This is a genomic window from Jiangella mangrovi, assembly GCF_014204975.1.
GTDB lineage: Bacteria > Actinomycetota > Actinomycetes > Jiangellales > Jiangellaceae > Jiangella > Jiangella mangrovi.
Window position 1 is genome coordinate 2,242,777 of record NZ_JACHMM010000001.1, and the last position, 17,452, is coordinate 2,260,228.

Annotated in this window: 16 protein-coding genes and 1 tRNA gene; 8 read left to right on the forward strand and 9 right to left on the reverse strand. The window is 73.8% G+C overall.

What is annotated here, in order from left to right:
- The first annotated feature begins 42 nt into the window (after positions 1-42).
- Positions 43-1,125 (forward strand): LuxR C-terminal-related transcriptional regulator, encoded by a 1,083-nt coding sequence (locus HD601_RS10460; protein ID WP_184821634.1) that lies wholly within the window; start codon positions 43-45, stop codon positions 1,123-1,125.
- Here HD601_RS10460 and HD601_RS10465 read toward each other — a convergent pair.
- Both HD601_RS10465 and HD601_RS10470 read right to left on the reverse strand, forming a co-directional pair.
- Positions 1,111-1,839, reverse strand: coding sequence for an NIPSNAP family protein (locus tag HD601_RS10465; RefSeq protein WP_184821636.1), 729 nt, complete (start codon positions 1,837-1,839; stop codon positions 1,111-1,113). The two genes, HD601_RS10460 and HD601_RS10465, sit on opposite strands and share 15 nt — an antisense overlap.
- 44 nt (positions 1,840-1,883) lie before the next feature.
- The gene (locus HD601_RS10470; RefSeq protein WP_184821638.1) at positions 1,884-2,765 is read right to left on the reverse strand and encodes an alpha/beta fold hydrolase; all 882 of its coding nucleotides are present in this window, start codon (positions 2,763-2,765) and stop codon (positions 1,884-1,886) included.
- A gap of 34 nt (positions 2,766-2,799) precedes the next feature.
- Here HD601_RS10470 and HD601_RS10475 point away from each other — a divergent pair, with 34 nt between their 5' ends.
- Together HD601_RS10475 and HD601_RS10480 are read left to right on the forward strand one after the other, a co-directional pair.
- Positions 2,800-4,788 (forward strand): AfsR/SARP family transcriptional regulator, encoded by a 1,989-nt coding sequence (locus tag HD601_RS10475; protein WP_184821641.1) that lies wholly within the window; start codon positions 2,800-2,802, stop codon positions 4,786-4,788.
- Positions 4,785-6,176 (forward strand): pyridoxal phosphate-dependent decarboxylase family protein, encoded by a 1,392-nt coding sequence (locus tag HD601_RS10480; RefSeq protein WP_184821642.1) that lies wholly within the window; start codon positions 4,785-4,787, stop codon positions 6,174-6,176. The genes HD601_RS10475 and HD601_RS10480 overlap by 4 nt, the downstream gene beginning before the upstream one ends.
- A gap of 170 nt (positions 6,177-6,346) precedes the next feature.
- Here HD601_RS10480 and HD601_RS10485 read toward each other — a convergent pair whose 3' ends face one another.
- The 3 genes from HD601_RS10485 to HD601_RS10490 all read right to left on the reverse strand — a co-directional run bounded on the left by HD601_RS10485 (position 6,347) and on the right by HD601_RS10490 (position 8,834).
- A complete protein-coding gene (locus HD601_RS10485; RefSeq protein WP_221440800.1) occupies positions 6,347-8,062 on the reverse strand; it encodes a serine/threonine-protein kinase in 1,716 nt (571 codons plus the stop codon).
- Entirely contained in the window at positions 7,957-8,715 is a 759-nt protein-coding gene (locus HD601_RS33065; protein ID WP_221440802.1) for a hypothetical protein, read from the reverse strand. The genes HD601_RS10485 and HD601_RS33065 overlap by 106 nt, the downstream gene beginning before the upstream one ends.
- Before the next feature lie 45 nt (positions 8,716-8,760).
- A tRNA-OTHER gene (locus HD601_RS10490) sits at positions 8,761-8,834 on the reverse strand.
- A gap of 27 nt (positions 8,835-8,861) precedes the next feature.
- On the opposite strand from HD601_RS10490, the gene HD601_RS10495 reads away from it, so the two are divergent.
- Positions 8,862-9,212, forward strand: a complete 351-nt coding sequence (locus HD601_RS10495) for a cupin domain-containing protein (protein WP_184821644.1) — start codon at positions 8,862-8,864, stop codon at positions 9,210-9,212.
- Positions 9,209-10,402: a threonine synthase gene (locus HD601_RS10500; RefSeq protein WP_184821646.1), complete on the forward strand. Its 1,194-nt coding sequence runs from the start codon at positions 9,209-9,211 to the stop codon at positions 10,400-10,402. The genes HD601_RS10495 and HD601_RS10500 overlap by 4 nt, the downstream gene beginning before the upstream one ends.
- Positions 10,403-10,457: 55 nt before the next feature.
- Here HD601_RS10500 and HD601_RS10505 read toward each other — a convergent pair whose 3' ends face one another.
- From HD601_RS10505 to xylA, 4 genes are all read right to left on the reverse strand, one after another.
- Positions 10,458-10,727 carry a hypothetical protein gene (locus HD601_RS10505; protein ID WP_184821648.1) on the reverse strand — a complete coding sequence of 90 codons (270 nt, stop codon included), beginning with the start codon at positions 10,725-10,727 and terminating at the stop codon, positions 10,458-10,460.
- A gap of 17 nt (positions 10,728-10,744) precedes the next feature.
- Positions 10,745-10,978: a hypothetical protein gene (locus HD601_RS10510; protein ID WP_184821649.1), complete on the reverse strand. Its 234-nt coding sequence runs from the start codon at positions 10,976-10,978 to the stop codon at positions 10,745-10,747.
- A 92-nt stretch (positions 10,979-11,070) separates the two neighbouring features.
- Positions 11,071-12,453, reverse strand: a complete 1,383-nt coding sequence (locus tag HD601_RS10515) for a glycoside hydrolase family 5 protein (RefSeq protein WP_184821650.1) — start codon at positions 12,451-12,453, stop codon at positions 11,071-11,073.
- Positions 12,450-13,607, reverse strand: a complete 1,158-nt coding sequence (gene xylA, locus HD601_RS10520; RefSeq protein WP_184821651.1) for a xylose isomerase — start codon at positions 13,605-13,607, stop codon at positions 12,450-12,452. Before xylA ends, HD601_RS10515 begins: the two co-directional genes overlap by 4 nt.
- Positions 13,608-13,772: 165 nt before the next feature.
- On the opposite strand from xylA, the gene HD601_RS10525 reads away from it, so the two are divergent.
- The 3 genes from HD601_RS10525 to HD601_RS10535 are packed head-to-tail and all read left to right on the forward strand — an operon-like array spanning position 13,773 to position 17,437.
- Positions 13,773-15,503, forward strand: a complete 1,731-nt coding sequence (locus HD601_RS10525; protein ID WP_184821652.1) for a dihydroxy-acid dehydratase — start codon at positions 13,773-13,775, stop codon at positions 15,501-15,503.
- Between the two features lie 12 nt (positions 15,504-15,515).
- Positions 15,516-16,439, forward strand: a complete 924-nt coding sequence (locus HD601_RS10530; RefSeq protein WP_184821653.1) for a fumarylacetoacetate hydrolase family protein — start codon at positions 15,516-15,518, stop codon at positions 16,437-16,439.
- Complete coding sequence (locus tag HD601_RS10535) at positions 16,436-17,437, forward strand: substrate-binding domain-containing protein (protein ID WP_184821654.1); 1,002 nt, start codon at positions 16,436-16,438, stop codon at positions 17,435-17,437. Before HD601_RS10530 ends, HD601_RS10535 begins: the two co-directional genes overlap by 4 nt.
- Positions 17,438-17,452: the final 15 nt, after the last annotated feature.

Consider the following 17,452-nt stretch of genomic DNA (forward strand, 5'->3'; position numbering starts at 1 on the left):
CTGGGAATCGGGGCGGACGGCGGTGCGAGCTAGCCTGGCGAGGTGGCGACCCTGCCGGTCGCGCAGGCACGGCGCGACCTCACGACACTCCTCGACGGCGGCCTCGGGGTGCGGGACTTCTCGCTCCGCGCCGCCGAGGTCGTCGGGCGTACCGTCTCCTTCGCCGGCGTCTGTGTGCTGACGCTCGACCCCGCCACGCTGCTGCCGACCGGCGAGGTCGTCGTGAACGGGCTGCCCGCGCCGGACCGGGCCCGGCTGATGGAGATCGAGCTGCTCGAGGCCGACGTCAACACGTTCGTCCAGCTCGGGCGGCGGCCGTCACCGGCGGCCAGTCTCAGCGCCGCCACCGACGGCGACCTCGACCGCAGCACCCGCCAACGCGAGGTGCGCCGCCCGCACGGCTGGGACGACGAGCTCCGTGCGCTGCTCGCAGCCGGCACCGGGACCTGGGGCGCGCTCACTCTGCAGCGCGAGCACGGCGACCCGTGGTTCACGCCCGCCGAGGTCGGCTTCGTCGCCGCACTGTCCGGCCTGCTCGCCGAGGGGGTGCGGCGGGCGCTGCTGGCCGCCTCGCCCGCCGCCGGCGGCGAGACGGGCCTGCTCGTGGTCGGCGCGGGCGGTGCCGTGACGGGTGCCGACGCGGCTGCGGAACGCTGGCTCGACGACCTCCGTGTCCCTGGAAGCGACGACGGAGCACTGCCGGTGGCCGTGCGGGCGGTCGCGGGCCGCGCCCGGTCTGCTGCCGGGGCTGCCGGCCGCTCCGCGTACGGCAGGGCGCGCACGCGCTCGGGCCGCTGGCTGAGCCTGCGCGCGTCGCGGCTCGACCAGGACGATCCGCGGGTCACCGTCGTGCTGCACCCTGCGGGCCCGGCCGAGCTGGCGCCGTTGGTCGCCGCCGCCTACGGGCTGACCGAGCGCGAGCGCGTCATCACCCGGCTGGTCGCGCACGGGCACAGCACGGAGCGGATCGCGGCCGAGCTGCACCTGTCGCCGTACACCGTGCAGGACCACCTCAAGTCGATCTTCGACAAGACCGGCGCATCGTCGCGGGGCGAGCTGGTGGCGCGGATCTTCCTCGACCACTACGCGCCGCGCCTGGACGACGGCGCCTCAGCGCAGCAGTGACCGGGCTGTGGGCGCGAGCCGCAGGACGGCCGGCGGCCCGGTGAGGCGCTTCGCCAGTTCGGCGCGCAGTTCCGGTCGCCGCTCGCGCGCGGCTCGGTACTCCGCGTAGGTGTCGGCGTCGTCGAAGCGGGCGACCCGGACGTAGGCGTTCTCGTCCGGGCGCACCGGCAGCGCCGGATAGGTGTTGGGCGACGGGTCGGTCTCGAGCCGGGCCAGCGGTGTGCCGCCCAGCTGCGGCTCGACCTCGGCGGCGAAGAACCGGCCGAACTCGTCCAGGTCGCCGTCGACCGGGCAGACGATGACCTCGACCCGCGATGACGGCGTCAGAGTGGCGTCGGCGGGTGGTCGCTCGACCGGCTCGCCCACCCCGGGGAACGGGAAGCCGGCGCCGTCGTCGACCGGATGCAGCAGGTGCACGTCGTCGACGTCGATCATGGTGACGTTGGCGGCCGCGCCGTGCTGCTTCCACACCGGGCCCGAGTAGAACGCCGTCAGCGCCTCCATGCGGGTGGGCATGTCGGCGAACCCGCGGATCCAGACGAAGCGGTCGGGCCGGTCGAGGTCGCGGAACTGGCCGATCAGCCGCATGCCGAGCACCTCTTGCGTCTCGACGAACTCGCGGTCGAACAGGGTGATGAGGTCGTCGCGGCGATTGGCGTGCACGGTGTACTGCCGCAGCTCGACGATGGGGCAGCACAGGCTCGCACTGGTCATGCGGCGGACACTAGCGGCCGGCACCGACACGCGGCCGAAGTGCGTCAGCGGGCGAGCAGCGCCCGCAGCTCGGCCTCGATCTCGGCCGGCGCCGACTCCGCCATGAAGTGACCCGTGGTGGTCGTGGTGTGCCGCAGGTCCGGCGCCCACGCCCGCCACAGCCCGGCCGCGTCGTACCCGAGGGCCGCGCCCCAGTCCTGCTGGACGACCGTGACCGGCATGGACAGCGTCTCGCCGGCGGCCCGGGAGGCGGCGTCGTGGTCGACGTCGATGCCGGCCGACGCCCGGTAGTCGGCGACGATCGACGTGACGGCGGCCGCGGAGGCCCGCAGGTACTCGGCCCGGACGTCGGCCGGCAGCGCGTCGTCGCCCGGTGCGCCCCACGCGTCGAGGAAGTGGCCGAAGAACACGTCCGCCGTCGCCGCGATCATGCGTTCCGGCAGGCCGGGCGGCTGCGCCATGAGGTACAGGTGGAACGCGACCGACGCCCGCACGCCGTGCAGCACGTCCCACATGTCCAGCGTCGGCAGCACGTCCAGCGACGCGAGGTGGGTGACCCGGTCCGGGTGGTCCAGGCCCGCGCGGATCGCGACCAGCGCGCCGCGGTCGTGCCCGGCCAGCGCGAACCGGTCGTGCCCGAGGTGCGCCGCGAGGGCGACGACGTCGGCGGCCATGGTCCGCTTGGAGTAGGTGTGAGGCCCGGCCTCCGCCGGCTTGTCGCTGGCTCCGTAGCCGCGGAGGTCCGGAACGATGACGGTGTGGTCCTCGGCCAGGCCGGCCGCGACGTGTCGCCACATCAGGTGCGTCTGCGGGAACCCGTGCAGCAGGACGACCGGGCGGCCGGACCCGCCCACGGCGGTCTGCAGCGCGACGCCGTCGGCGACGGTGATGCGCGCGTACTCGAAATCAGGGATGGTCGGTGTCATGGAGTCCAGCCTCCGGCCCGCCGATGAGCGTCCGATGAGCACGCGGTTCGGCGTGCTCGGGCCGGTAGTCGCCTGGTCCTCCACTGGTGGGGACGTCGACCTCAAGGGGCCGCGGCATCGCGAGGTGCTGGCCCGGCTGATCGTCGCGCGCGGTCGGGTCGTCCCGGTCGAGCGGATCGTCGCCGACCTGTGGGAGACGCCGCCCGACGGCGCCGTCGTCGCCGTCCGCACGTTCGTCGCCGCGCTGCGCCGGGCCGTCGAGCCGGACCGGGCGCCGCGGTCGCCGGCGACGGTGCTGGTCACCAAGGGTCCCGGCTATGCACTGCGGGCCGCCGCGGACGCCGTCGACTCCTGGCGGTTCGCCGACGGCGTGAACGGTGCGGCGGGTGGTTCCCCCGCGGCGGCGCTCGCCGGGCTCGACGCCGCGCTCGCGCTCTGGCGTGGCCCGGCGTACGCGGACTTCGCGGCGGCGCCGTGGGCGCGGGCCGAGCGGTCCCGGCTCGAGGAGCTGCGGCTGACGGCGGTCGAGCGGCGGGCGGAGGCGTTGCTCGCGCTCGGCCGCGCCGCTGACGCCGTCCCCGACCTCGACGGGCACGTCGCCGCCCATCCGTGGCGTGAGGACGCCTGGCGGCTGCTGGCGCTCGCGCTCTACCGCACCGGCCGGCAGGCCGACGCGCTCGCCGTCGTGCGCCGGGCCCGGACGCTGCTGACCGAGCAACTGGGCGTCGACCCGGGGCAGCGGCTGCGCCGGCTCGAGACCGACCTGCTGCGACAGTCCGGTGCGCTCGAGGCCGACGCCGTCGAGCGGGTGTGGGCCGAGGCCGCGGCCGCGTACGACCAGACGGTGGCGGCCGGCGCGCGTGGACGGCTGGAGTCGACGGTGGGACTGCTGCGCCTGCTCGCGCTGACTGGCGGGCGTGGGCTCGAGGCGGCACACGAGCAGCGGGTGGCCGCCATCGCCGCCGCGGAGCGGCTCGGCGACCCGGAGCTGACCGCACGGGTCATCGGCCTGTACGACGTGCCGGGCATCTGGACGCGGTCGGACCACCCGGACCGGTCGGCGCACGTGGTGGCGGCGGCCGAGCGTGCGTTGACCGGGCTCGGTCCGGGGGCCGGCGGGTCCCGGGGTGTGCGGGCGCGGCTGCTGGCGACCATCGCGATGGAGTCGCGCGGGACCCGCTCGCCGCGACCCGCGCAGGCCGCCGCCGAGGCGGAGCGGCTGGCCCGCGGACTGGCCGACCCCGGGCTGCTGGCGTTCGCGCTGAACGCCCGGTGGGTGCAGACCTTCCAGCGGGCCGGGCTTGCCCCGGAACGCGACGCGATCGGCGCCGAACTGGTCTCGGTGTCGGCGACGCACGGTCTGCCGGCTTCTGAGATCCTCGGCCGGCTGGTGCGGATGCAGGCGCTGAGCGCGCTGGGGGACTTCGACGGCGCCGAGGTGCAGGCGGCCGCGGCCGACGCGCTGGCCCGGCGGCACGAGCGCCCACTGGTCGACGTGTTCACGCGGTGGTACCGGGCGCTGCGGCTGGCCGCGGAGGGCGGGGTGGAGGCGTTCGACGAGGTCGAGGCCGCCTACGTCGACGCGGCCACGGTGCTCGAGGGTGCCGGGATGCCGGGCGTCGAGCGCGGGCTGCTGCCGCTCGCGCTGCTGTGCCTGCGGGTCTGGCACGACCGGCCGCTGTCGGTGTTCGCCGAGGACACCGACTGGGGTCCGTACATGCCGTGGGTGCGGCCGCTCCTGCTGCTGGCGGCCGAGCGGTCCGGCGAGGCGGCAGAAGCGTTGACGGCGGCACCGGAACCGCCGCCCGATCTGCTGCTCGAGGCGCTGTGGTGCCTGACCGGCCGGGCCGCGCTGCTGCTGGGCGACCGGGCGGTGATGGCGCGGGCCCGGACGGCGCTGGCGCCGGCGACCGGTGAGCTGGCGGGGGCGGGCAGCGGCATGCTCACCGTGGGGCCGGTGGCCCTGCACGTCGCCGCGCTGGACACTGGACTGTCACGCTTCGGGGCAAGGGGGCCGGCATGAGCGCACCACGCAAGGACTTCGACGCGGCGCTGGACGTCGCCAGCGGCCGGGCCCGGGCCTGGCTGGACGGGCTCGACCAGCGGGTCGTCCGGGCGCAGGTGAGCGCCGACGACGTGCGCGCGGCCCTGGGGACGGTGCTGCCCGACGGGTCGTCCGACCCGGCCGACGTGGTGCGGCTGCTGGCCGACGCCGCCGAGCCGGGGCTGGTGGCGACGCCGTCGGGCCGGTTCTTCGGCTTCGTCATCGGCGGCACGCTGCCCGCGGCGCTGGCCGCGGACTGGCTGGTCAGCGCCTGGGATCAGAACGCCGCCCTGCGCGCCGCCAGCCCGGCCGGCACCGCCGTCGACGACATCGCGGCGGGCTGGCTGCTCGACCTGCTCGGGCTGCCGTCCGGTGCGGGGGTCGGGTTCGTGACCGGCGCGACCATGGCGAACTTCGCCGGCCTGGCCGCCGCGCGCGACCACGTCCTCGCCCGGGCCGGCTGGGACGTGGGCGAGCACGGGCTGGCCGGGGCGCCGCGGGTCCGGGTGCTCGTCGGCGAGGAACGGCACGACTCCGTCGACTCCGCGCTGCGCTACCTCGGGCTCGGCGCGCCGCAAGCCGTCGCCGTCGACGACCAGGGCCGGATGCGGGCGGACGCACTGCTGGCGGCGCTGGGCGACGCGGGCGCGGCGGACCGGCCGACGATCGTCTGCGTGCAGGCCGGCAACATCCACTCCGGCGGCTTCGACCCGTTCGCCGAGATCATCCCGGCCGCTCACGCCGTCGGCGCCTGGGTGCACGTCGACGGCGCGTTCGGGCTGTGGGCGGCGGCTTCGCCGCGGACCCGCGGGCTGCTCGCCGGCGCCCAGACCGCCGACTCGTGGGCGACCGACGCGCACAAGACGCTCAACGTGCCGTACGACAGCGGCATCGTCGCCGTCCGCGACCCCGCGGCGCTGCGGTCGGCTATGAGCTACCACGCCGACTACCTGGTCACCGACGCGACCTACCTCGAGCCGTACGAGCGGGTGCCGGAGCTCTCCCGGCGGGCGCGGTCGGTGCCGGTGTGGGCGGCGCTGCGCTCGCTCGGCCGGTCCGGGCTGGCCGACCTGGTCGACCGGCTCTGCCGCCACGCCGCCGCCTTCGCCGACGGCATCCGGCGCGAGGTGCCCGGTGCCGAGGTCCTCAACGAGGTCGAGTTCACGCAGGTCTGCCTCTCCTTCGGCTCCGACGAGCGCGCCCGCGAGGTCGGCCGCCGGCTCATGGACGACGGCACCGTCTGGATGACCGGCTCGCTCTGGCGCGGCCGCGAGGTGCTGCGCATCTCGGTGAGCAACTGGTCCACCGACGACGCGGACGTCGCCCGCGGCCTCGACGCCCTCGCCCGCGCGGCGGCCGGCGGCTGAGTCTGACGGACCGTCACTTCTCCAAGATCATCCAGGGTCGGTGGCGTTATCACCTCACAGATCCTGGATGATCGCAGCGGCCGGACACGGACCGCTACACCGTTGCGATGCCGTCCTGGCTGAAGGAGTCAGGCGGCCGCACTGCTGGTGACCATGTGGCCGCCACGGGTCTAGCCGGTGAGGTACCAGTGGGTGCCGGCGGTCCAGCCGAGCAGCCGCCGCCCCTCGCCGCCGGGCACGGTGCCGTCCGGCGCGAACCGGCCGCCGCCCACCACGTGGGCGAGACCGTCGACGGTGGGGCGGAACCGGTCGAGCCGCGCCTCGTCGAGGAGGCGGCGTAGCTCGTCGAGTAGTGCGCGCTGCTGGTCCGCGTCGCCCAGGCCGGCGAAGAAGATCGCCTGCCGCCAGGCGTAGGCGGCGTTCTTCACCGCGATCAGGGCCGCATGCCTCGACGGCGCGGGCTGGCTCAGCCGGCGCACCAGCCACTGGACGACGGCCGCGGTGAGCTCGGGCGCGGCCGACCGCAGCCGGTCTGTGAGGTCCAGCTCTCGCATCAGCGGGGCGAGGTTGTGCGTGGTGAGGATCTGGCTCTGCTCGATGACGGTGCCGTTGACGGCCACGTAGGGAGCGCCCCCAGCACTGGGCTGGGCCTCGGCGGCGGCCCGGCTCGCGCACAGCGCGGCGAACGCGTCCGCGGTGACCGGCTCACGCCGCGACGCGTCCGGCGGCCCCGCCGGCTCGGGCGGTGGCTCGTGCGCCGCCCAGTACGCGGCCTCGGGCAGGTCGTAGTAGCGCGCGTACAGCGACCCGGCGAGGACGGTGCTCGCCACCGTCGCGGCGTCGTGCCACTTGCGGGTGAACGTGCCCATGAAGATGTCGGCCGCGACCTCCTCGACCAGCGGCAGCCGCAAGCCGGCCTGGGTCGCCAGCGCGCCGAACTCGCGCAGCAGCGGGTTCGGCAGGATCGTCTGCGGGAACGCCGTCAGCGCGAGCAGCGTGGTCTGCCGCAGCGCCTGTCGCGCTCCCTGCGCCGACTCCGTGCGGGCCGCCCGCTGCGGGGCGACGGCGCGGACCCACGGCAGCTCGTCGAACCCCACCTGGTGCTCGAGGTTCAGCAGGAGCAACCCGCGTCGCCGGCGGAACGCGGCATAGGCCTGCGTGTACAGCTGCCGCAGCGCGGCGTCGTCGATGTTCGCGGCCAGCAGCTGCGACGTCACCTGCGGCAGGACCGTCGCCAGCACCTCGCCGGAGCCGATGACCCCGCGCTCGACCAGCACGTCGACCGGGGCCTCGAGCGCCCGCTCGACCTTCGAGACCAGCCGCGGCGGCACCGGCTGACCGGCGGCGTCGGGGCCGACGGCGCGAGCCTCGCCGGCCGTCAGCTCGTGCGCTACGGCGTCGACGGACGGCAGGCCGCCGTCGGCGGGGAACGGCTCGAGGCGGTCGGCCAGCACCTGGGCGATGGCGGCGTGGGTGGGACGGACGGCGACAGCGGCCTGGACGGCGCGCAGCGCGGCCCGGCGCTCGGATCCGGGCGCACCGTGCGCCGTGACCGCGTTGGCCAGCGCGCGCCGGACCCAGCCGACCTCGCGGCCGGTGAGCAGCGAGCTGTCCTCGGGGCAGCGTTCGAGGGCGGCGCGGAGCCGGGAGAAGTTGCTCTTCGGCCGCCGGTGTCCGGCCGCCAGCGGGTGCGAGCGTACGGCCGCCGCGTAGTCGGCCAGCCATTCGACCCGGCGCGCCGCCCAGTCGGCGGGCCACTGACGACACGGCCAGCCGCCGCTCACGCCGTCGTCGACCACCGTGGGGAGGTCGCCTTCGACGGTGTCGCACCAGAGCGCGACCAGCCGGTCGAACAGCGGATGCCAGACCCGCAGCGTCTCGCGCATGACGGCGACCTGCGCCGGCACCACGCGCCCGCGCAACGTCGTCCGCACCGCCCCGACCGGCTCGAGGTGCACCGAGGCGCCGGCCGGGCGGGTCGCCGCCTCCAGCCGCGGGCTGAACCGCAGCCGGTCCATCCAGGCCGCAGTTCGGCGACGAGGTCGAGCGCCGCCTCGTGCAGGCCGTGCCGGAGCAGCCAGGCGACGGTGAGCAGGGCGGCGTCCTCGGGCAGCTCGATGCGGTACCGCTCGGAGTCGAGCGCGGCCAGCAGCTCGGCCTGCCCGGCGTCGCCGAGGTACCAGAGGTTGAGCCGCTCGCGCTCGGTGTCGCCGGGCGACCCGGGCGACCCGGGCGGCAGCGCGGCGACCCGGGCCGACTCGTCGTCGCTCAGCGGCGCCTCGGCGAGCAGTCGGCCGGTCGCGAAACCGCCGTGCGCCACCTCGAGCGTCACCCACGCCGGCGTGTCCGCGACCGGGGTGCGCGACCCGACCGTCAGCCGGCCGTCGGTCATGCCCGCGAGGACCGCCCGCCAGCGTTCGGCCTTCGCGCGGGCCCGCTCGCGGGTAGCGGGGTCGTCGTGCTCGGCCGCCATGCGCAGGGCGCGTTCCAGCTGGCCGAAGGCGTAACCGGGCGACGCCTGCTGCTGCTCGTCGGGCACGGAGACTCCGTCGGGCTCGGGGTGACGTGGGACGCACACGTGACGTGGACATGGAGGCAGGAATCGAACCTGCGCCCTCCCGGTAACAGCCGGGCGATCTGCCACTGATCTACTCCATGCGGCGGGGCCATCGTACGATCGGGCGCATGAGCCATGCCACCGTTGTCGACCAAGGCGACCTGCTCGTCGAGCTGGACGGATCGGCGGTGGAGTTCGAGGGCCGCGACCACGGCGCCAGCGTCTCCGTCATCCTGGTCAGCGCCGACGAGGACGGCGCCGGCCCGCGGCTGCACCGGCACCCCTACGACGAGACGTTCGTCATCCGCGGTGGTCAGGCGCTGTTCACCGTCGGCGACCAGGAGCTCGTCGGCCGGGCCGGGCAGATCATCGTCGTCCCGGCACAGGTGCCGCACAAGTTCGCCAAGACCGGCACCGAGCGGCTCGAGATGATGGACGTCCACGCCAGCCCGGTCTTCATCACCGAGTGGCTGGAGTGAGCGGCCCAGGCTTCAGTGTCCTCAGCCACCTCGAGTGTTCACGCTGCGGCCACCGGCACGACGCCGAGGTCCTGCAGAACCTGTGCGAGGCGTGCGCGTCGCCCCTGCTGGCCCGCTACGACCTGAGCGCGCTCGACGGCCCGGCGTGGTGGGCGTCCGTGGCGACGCGGGCGCCGGACCTGTGGCGCTACCACGAGCTGCTGCCGGTGCGTGACGCCGCGAACGTGGTCAGTCTCGGCGAGGGGTTCACGCCGCTGCTCCCGGCCGCCGGGTTCGGCGCCGGCATCGGTGTGCCCGGCCTGCTGGTCAAGGACGACGGACTGCTCCCGACGGGCTCGTTCAAGGCTCGCGGGGCCGCGGTCGGGGTGTCGCGGGCGCGTGAGCTGGGCGCCACCGGCGTCGCGCTGCCCACCAACGGCAACGCCGGTTCCGCGTGGGCGGCCTACGCCGCCCGGGCCGGCCTGCGCTCGCGCATCGTCATGCCGCGCTCCGCCCCGTCGATCACCCGCAAGGAGTGCTCCGTCGTCGGCTCCGACGTCGACGTGATCGACGGGTTGATCGGCGATGCCGGCGCGATCGTCGCCCGCGAGCTCGCCGCGGCCGACCGCGGCGACGGCTGGTTCGACGCCGGCACCCTGCGCGAGCCGTACCGCATCGAGGGCAAGAAGACCATGGGCCTCGAGCTCGCCGAGCAGCTCGGCGGACGCGCCCCCGACGTCGTCGTCTACCCGACCGGCGGCGGGGTCGGGCTCATCGGCATCCACAAGGCGCTCGGCGAGCTGCGCGAGCTGGGCGTGCTCACCGGCCCGCTGCCGAAGATGGTGTCCGTGCAGGCCACGGGGTGCGCCCCGATCGTGCGCGCCTTCGAGGAGGGCGCCGCCGAGAGCACCGCGTGGGCCGACGCGAAGACCGTCGCGTTCGGCATCACGGTGCCCAAGGCGCTCGGCGACTTCCTCGTGCTCGACGCCGTCCGCTCGACCGGCGGCACGGCCGTGGCGGTCGACGACGCCGAGCTGCTGCGCGTCCAGGCCGAGTTCGCCCGCGCCGAGGGCCTGTTCGTCTGCCCCGAGGGCGCGGCCGCCCTGGCCGCCGTCCAGCAGCTGCGCGGCACCGGCTGGCTCACCGGCGACGAGCAGGTGGTGGTCCTGAACACCGGCGCCGGGCTCAAGTACCCCGAGACTGTGCCCTGATGGACAGCTGCGGCGTGCAGCAGTTTGCCTTCGGTTGGCTCGCGACTACGACAGGTCAGCGACGGGAGCGCTCATTGATCATCGGAGCGAACTTTCGATGAGCAGCCTGCTTCGAGGTGCCGAGGACGGCCGCGATCGCGGCCCACGAATCGCCCTCCGCGCGCGCGTCGGCGATTGCTCGGACCAGTTCGCTCTGGGACTCTTCGACGTGATCGAGGGCCCGCCCGATGGCGCGTAGGTTCTTGCCGTCGCGAGCCGGTGTGCTCTTGGGGTCGAGACTGTCCAGCCACTCGTCGACGCTGTTTCGATGCCGGGTCTTCGCCATGGTGATCACCCCTCCTCTCAGAGGTATCCGTAGAACTTCGGTCGCAAGTATTCGGCGTGGATCACGCGTTGGGGCTCATCGATCGGTACGACTACGACCTCGAGGAGCGTCGCGTCCCGGGCCGGCCCGATGAGCAGCAGGCGGAGTTCTCCGTCGTACTCCTGCTCCACATAGCTGAACGGGTTTCGGATGGCGTGGAGGATGTCCTCGTCTGGAATATCGTGCTTCTTTGCACTGGGGAGAATCTCCACGTTGTCATCATAATGTTGACGTGCCCTGCCGTCAACATTATGATGACGTCCTCAGTATGTTCAGCGGTGACGAGGTGATGAGTTGCGCGATGTCAGCGTGCGTACCGCGAGAGCAACTCGGCCAGCGGCTCGCGCCGGTCGCAGGCGCCGAAGGCGAACGACGCACCCAGCTCCGCCGCCTCGTCCGGCGTGACGCCCTCGAAGCAGCGCGCGAAGTCGCCGACCATGGGCTCGGCCAGCAGGATGTGCCGGACCAGGACGTCGACCCAGCGCTTGCGGCCCCACGGGAACGGCGCGTAGTCGGGGAACTCCTTCTCGAACAGCTCGTCGATCGGGTCTAGCACCGAGCGCACGCCGTCGTCGACCGAGCCCCAGGCGTCGACGCCGAGGCGGGCCTTCTTCTCCAGCACCGGCGCGATCCGCCGCAGGTACGGCGAGTCGGACCGGGCGTGCACCAATCCCTGCAGCCCGATGTCCTTGTACGTCCACAGCGCCCAGCTGGCCCCGTGCTCGCGGTACAGCGCGAGCTGGTCCTCGAGCAGCCGGTAGCGCTGCTCGTCGCGCGCGGGGTCGCCCGTGTAGACGGGGCCGAACTCGCCGATCCAGATCGGGGTGCCGGTGCTGCGCATGAACTCCGTACGGGCCAGGAACGTCTTCTCGACGACGCCACGGTCGACGTACTGGCCGCGGCTCTCGCCGGGGTACGGCCCGCCGTCGACGAAGCCGGGCAGGGCGTAGTCGTGGGCGGTGTAGACGGTGTTCGGCAGCGGGTCGCCGAACATGGTGAACTCCGTCGAGTACCGGTTGCCGTCGAGGAACAGCACGTGGTGCGGGTCGACGGCGCGGATGGCGGCCGACAGCCGGTCGTAGAACGGCCCGATCACCTCGCCGGTCGCGTCGCCGGGCTCGTTGATCGGGTTGTAGCCGGCCACCCACGGCTGGTCCTTGTAGCGGTCGGCCAGCGCCTCCCACAGGTGCACCACGCGGTCCTGGAAGTGCTTGTGGTTCCAGAACTGCGCGTAGTGGGTGGGGTTGTCGCTGTGCCAGTGCTGGTTCTGCGCACCGGGCAGCGCGTGCAGGTCGAGGATCGTGTAGATGCCGTGTCGCGCGCACGAGTCGACGACGGCGTCCAGCCTGCGGAAGCCGGACTCCTTCAGCTCGAACGGCCGGTCGTCGTCCTCGAAGTGCCGGTAGTTGAACGGGATGCGCAGCGAGTTCAGCCCCAGCGAGGCCAGGTAGGCGGCGTCGTCGTCGGTGAAGAACGACGTGAGGAAGGCGTCGAAGAACCGCTCGTAGCCCTCGTCGCCGAGGACCCGGCGCAGCGCCTTGCGCTGCAGCGACTCCGTCGACGGGTAGCCGGTGATGAAGTTCTCCATGTTCAGCCAGCCGCCGAGGCCGAACCCGCGGAGCACGAGGGTGGAACCGTCGCCGTCGACGAGCCGCGGCCCGTCGACGGCGACGAAGCCGGACGTCATCGAACGCCGTACAGGTAGTCCAGGGCCAGCTGGTCCAGCCGCTCGAACGCCATGCCGCGCTGCGCCGCCTCGTCGGGGTCGAACTCGTCGCCCCGGATCGTGTCGACGGTCTCGCCGGGCGCCGCGGTGGGCGTGGCGAGCTGGTCGAGCCGGGCCGCGGCCAGCGCCTCCTGGACCTCGGGGTCGGCCCGGAACGCCGCGGTCTTCTCGCGCAGGATCAGGTAGTTGCGCATGCAGCCCTCGGCCGACGCCCACACGCCGTCCATGTCCTCAGTGCGCGGCGGCTTGAAGTCGAAGTGCCGCGGGCCGTCGTAGCCGCCGGACTCGATGACGTCGACGGTCCAGAACGCGCCGCGCGCGTTGCCGGCGCCGAACCGGAAGTCCTGGTCGTAGCGCGGGCCGGTCTGGCCGTTGAGGTCGATGTGGAAGAGCTTGCCGTGCCACAGCGCCTGGGCGATGCCGTGCGCGTAGTTCATCGAGGCCATCTCCTCGTGCCCCACCTCGGGGTTGAGGCCGACCAGCTCCGGGTGCTCGAGCTCGTTGATGAACGCGATGGCGTGGCCGATGGTCGGCAGCAGGATGTCGCCGCGCGGCTCGTTCGGCTTCGGCTCGATGGCGACCCGCAGGTCGTAGCCGCGGTCGAGGATGTACTGGCCGAGGAGGTCGAACGCCTCCTTGTAGCGGTCGAGCGCGGCCCTGATGTCCTTGGCGGCGCCGGACTCCGCGCCCTCGCGGCCGCCCCAGGCGACGAACACCTTGGCGCCCAGTTCGGCACCCAGGTCGATCTGGTCGGCGGCCTTGCGGATGGCGAAGCGGCGCACGTCGCGGTCGTTGTTGGTGAACCCGCCGTCGCGGAAGACCGGGTGCGAGAAGAGGTTCGTGGTGACCATGGGCACCTGCAGCCCGGTCTCTTCTAGCGCCGCGCGAAACGGCTTGAGGGCGGCGTCGCGCTCGGACGCCGAGGCGCCGAACGGGATGACGTCGTTGTCGTGGAACGTGATGCCGTAGGCGCCCAGCTCGGAGAGCTTGCGCACGGCGGTGGCGGGGTCGAGCCGCGGCCGGACGGCACCGCCGAAGACGTCCACCCCCTCCCAGCCGACCGTCCAGAGGCCGAAGGAGAACCTGTCCTCGCGGGTGGGGGTGTAGTCGTTCATGCGCGCGGCCTCCAGCCGAAAGTTTCTTCAGAGACGTGGCCACCCTAGGCCTGCGTCGAGTGGGACCGCAAGGGTTGGACGTGGGTTGATGTCGCGCCATTGACGTGAGACTGTGACGCTCGTTACGGTGAGGATTCCGAAACTTTCGGCCGTTGGAGTGATGTCGTGACGCACGACCACGTTCGCCGCAGTCAGGCCTGGTTCGGGGCGGCCGGCCGTTCCGGCATGATCTACCGGTCCTGGATGCGCAACCAGGGGTTCGGCTCCGAGGTGTTCGACGGGCGGCCGGTCATCGGCATCGCGTCGACGTGGTCGGAGCTGGCGCCGTGCAACGCGCACCTGAACCGCGTGGCCGAGGCGGTCAAGCGCGGTGTGTGGCAGGCCGGTGGCTTCCCGCTCGAGTTCCCGGTCATGGCGACGGGCGAGACGCTGATCCGCCCGACGGCGATGTTCTACCGGAACCTGCTGGCCCTGCAGGCCGAGGAGCTGATCCGGGCCAACCCGCTCGACGGCGTCGTGCTGCTGTCCGGCTGCGACAAGACCACGCCGGGGCTGCTGATGGGAGCGGCGAGCGTCGACCTGCCCGCCGTCATGGTCACCGGCGGGCCGATGCTCAACGGCAAGTTCCGCGGGCAGGACGTCGGGTCGGGCACACACGTGTGGAAGTTCGAAGAGGACCTCAAGGCCGGGCGGATGACCCAGGAGGAGGTCTTCGAGGCCGAGGGGTGCATGGCCCGGTCCAACGGCCACTGCATGACCATGGGGACGGCGTCGACCATGGCCTGCGTCGCCGAGGCGCTGGGCATGCAGCTGCCGGGGTCCGCCACGTGGCCGGCCGTCGACATGCGCCGGTTCGAGGTGGCACAGGAGGCCGGCAGGCGCATCGTCGCCATGGTCGACGAGGACCTGCGGCCCAGTGCGGTCATGACCCGCGCGGCGTTCGAGAACGCGATCCGGGCCAACGCGGCCATCGGCGGGTCGACCAACGCGATCATCCACCTCATGGCCATCGCCGGGCGCCTCGGCGTGGAGCTGTCGCTGGACGACTTCGACGAGCTGGCCCGGCCGGTGCCCACCGTCGTCGACCTCATGCCGTCGGGCCGGTTCCTCATGGAGGACTTCTGCTACGCCGGCGGGCTGCCGGTGGTGCTCCGCGACCTCGCCGAGGCCGGGCTGCTCGACGGCGACGCGCTGACGGTCACGGGGCGGTCGATCGGGGCGAACGTCGCCGCCGCGCAGTGCTGGAACCGCGAGGTCATCAGGCCCATGAGCGAGCCGCTGCAGCCGGCCGGGTCCGGCACGGCGGTGCTGCGCGGCAACCTCGCGCCGGGCGGCGCGGTGGTCAAGCAGTCGGCGGCCTCGCCGGGCCTGCTGCGCCACACCGGGCGCGCCGTCGTCTTCGACACCCCCGAGGCGTACCACGAGGTCTGCGACGACCCCGACCTCGACGTCGCGGCCGACGACGTCATCGTCATCCGGGGCGCCGGGCCGCGCGGCTATCCCGGCATGCCCGAGGTGGCCAACGTGCCGATCCCGACGAAGTTGCTGCGTGCCGGCGTCACCGACATGGTGCGCATCTGCGACGGCCGCATGAGCGGCACCGGCTACGGCACCGTCGTGCTGCACGTCGCGCCGGAGTCCGCGGTCGGCGGGCCGCTGGCGTTCGTCCGCACCGGCGACACCGTCACGCTCGACGTCGCCGCCCGCACCCTGACGCTCGAGGTCGACGACGACGAGCTGTCGCGGCGGCGCGAGGCGTGGAAGCCGCCCTCGCCGGCGCACGACTCGGGCTACGGCTGGCTCTACACCCAGCACGTCCTGCAGGCCGACCGCGGCGCCGACTTCGACTTCCTGGTCGGCTCGCGCGGCGACGGCGTGCCCCGCGAATCCCACTGATCGGAGACCGCTGTGCTGCTGGTCCGCTTCGCCACCCCGTCGTCAGCCGGAGCGAGCGTCGGCGTGCTCGACGGCGACACCGTCACGACGCTCGACGGGGTCGGCTCGCTCGGGGAGCTGTGGCGGCTGCCGCTGCCGGAGGTGCGGGCGACGGTGGAAGGCGCGGCCGGGGCGGCCTTCGGGGTGGACGACGTCACGCTCCTGCCGCCGGTCGACGCCGCCACCGAGGTCTGGGCCTGCGGCGTCACCTACAAGGTCTCCGAGGAGGCGCGGGTCGAGGAGAGCGAGCGGGCGGCGTCGGTCTACGAGCTGGTCTACGACGCCGAGCGCCCGGAGATCTTCTTCAAGTCCGTGGCCTGGCGCGTGGTGGGCCACGGCGAGCCGATCGCCGTCCGGGCCGACTCCCGCATCGACGTCCCGGAGCCGGAGGTCGCCGTCGTCGTCACCGCCCACGGCGAGATCGCCGGCTACACCGTCTGCAACGACGTCTCGTCGCGCACCATCGAGGGCGAGAACCCGCTCTACCTGCCGCAGGCCAAGTCCTACCTCGGCGCGTGCGCCGTCGGCCCCGGCATCCGGCCGGCCTGGGAGGTCGCCGACCCGTACGCGCTGCCGGTCTCGATGTCGATCAAGCGTTCCGGCGCCGTGGACTGGACGGGGACGGCGAGCACCGTGCAGCTGCGCCGTCGCTTCGACGAGCTGGTGTCCTTCCTGCTGCGCGCCGACGTGTTCCCCGACGGCGCCGTCCTGACGACGGGCACGTGCCTGGTCCCGGCCGCCCCGTGGACGCTGCGCCCGGGCGACGTCGTACGCATCTCCGTCGACGGCGTCGGCGCGCTTGCGAATCCCGTCGTCGAGGGCCTCGAGGCGATGTCCTGGCTGGTCGACGCGCGCGACGACGTCCGGCTGCGGGCCGCGGGCAGGCCGGCGCCGTGACCAACACGCGGGTCACCATCGCCGAGATCGCGCGCGAGGCCGGGGTCTCCGAGGCGACGGTCAGCAAGGTGCTCAACGGCCGGACGGAGGTCGCGCCGGCCACGCGCGCCCGGGTGCAGGCGCTGCTCGACGCGCGCGGCTACGAGCGCCGCGGCGTCCGGACCGAGGACGAGCGGACCGGCCTCATCGACCTCGTCATCTCCGAGCTCAACACGCCCTGGTCCATGGACGTCCTGCGGGGTGCGGAGCAGGAGGCCCGCCGGGCCGGTGCCGCCGTCGTCGTCACCTCCACCGAGGGCCGCAGCGACGAGAGCTGGCTCGACCGCGTCACCGAGCGGCGCTCCGACGGCGTGCTGCTGGTGCTGTCGCCGCTGCCGTCCGGCGCGACCCGGCGGCTCACCGCGGCCGGCATCCCGTTCGTGCTGGTCGATCCGGTCGGCGGGTTCGACCCGGCCATCCCCACCGTCGGCGTCACCAACTGGGCCGGCGGGCTGGCCGCGACCGAACACCTCATCGGCCTCGGGCACCGGCGCATCGGCATCGTCACCGGGCCCGCGGACCTGGTCTGCAGCCAGCAGCGGCTCGAGGGGTACCGCGCCGCGCTCGGCCGGGCCGGGCTGCCGTTCGACGACGAGCTGGTCCGCTACGGCGACTTCCGCGCCGACGGCGGCGCCCGCGAGGCCCGCGCGCTGCTGGACCTGCCCGACCCGCCGACCGCCCTCTTCGCCGGGTCGGACCTGCAGGCCACCGGCGTGTACGCCGAGGCGCACCGGCGCGGGCTGCGCATCCCCGACGAGCTCAGCGTGGTCGGCTTCGACGACGTCGCGCTGTGCGAGTGGGTGTCGCCGACGCTCACCACCGTGCGCCAGCCGCTGCTCGAGATGGCCCGCATGGCGATCCGCTCGGTGCTCGACCCGGCCACGTCGGACCGGCCGCTGCGGCTCGAGCTCGCCACCAGCCTGGTCACGCGCGAGAGTACGGCGCCTCCTCCTGCGTGAGTTCGGTATGGGTGA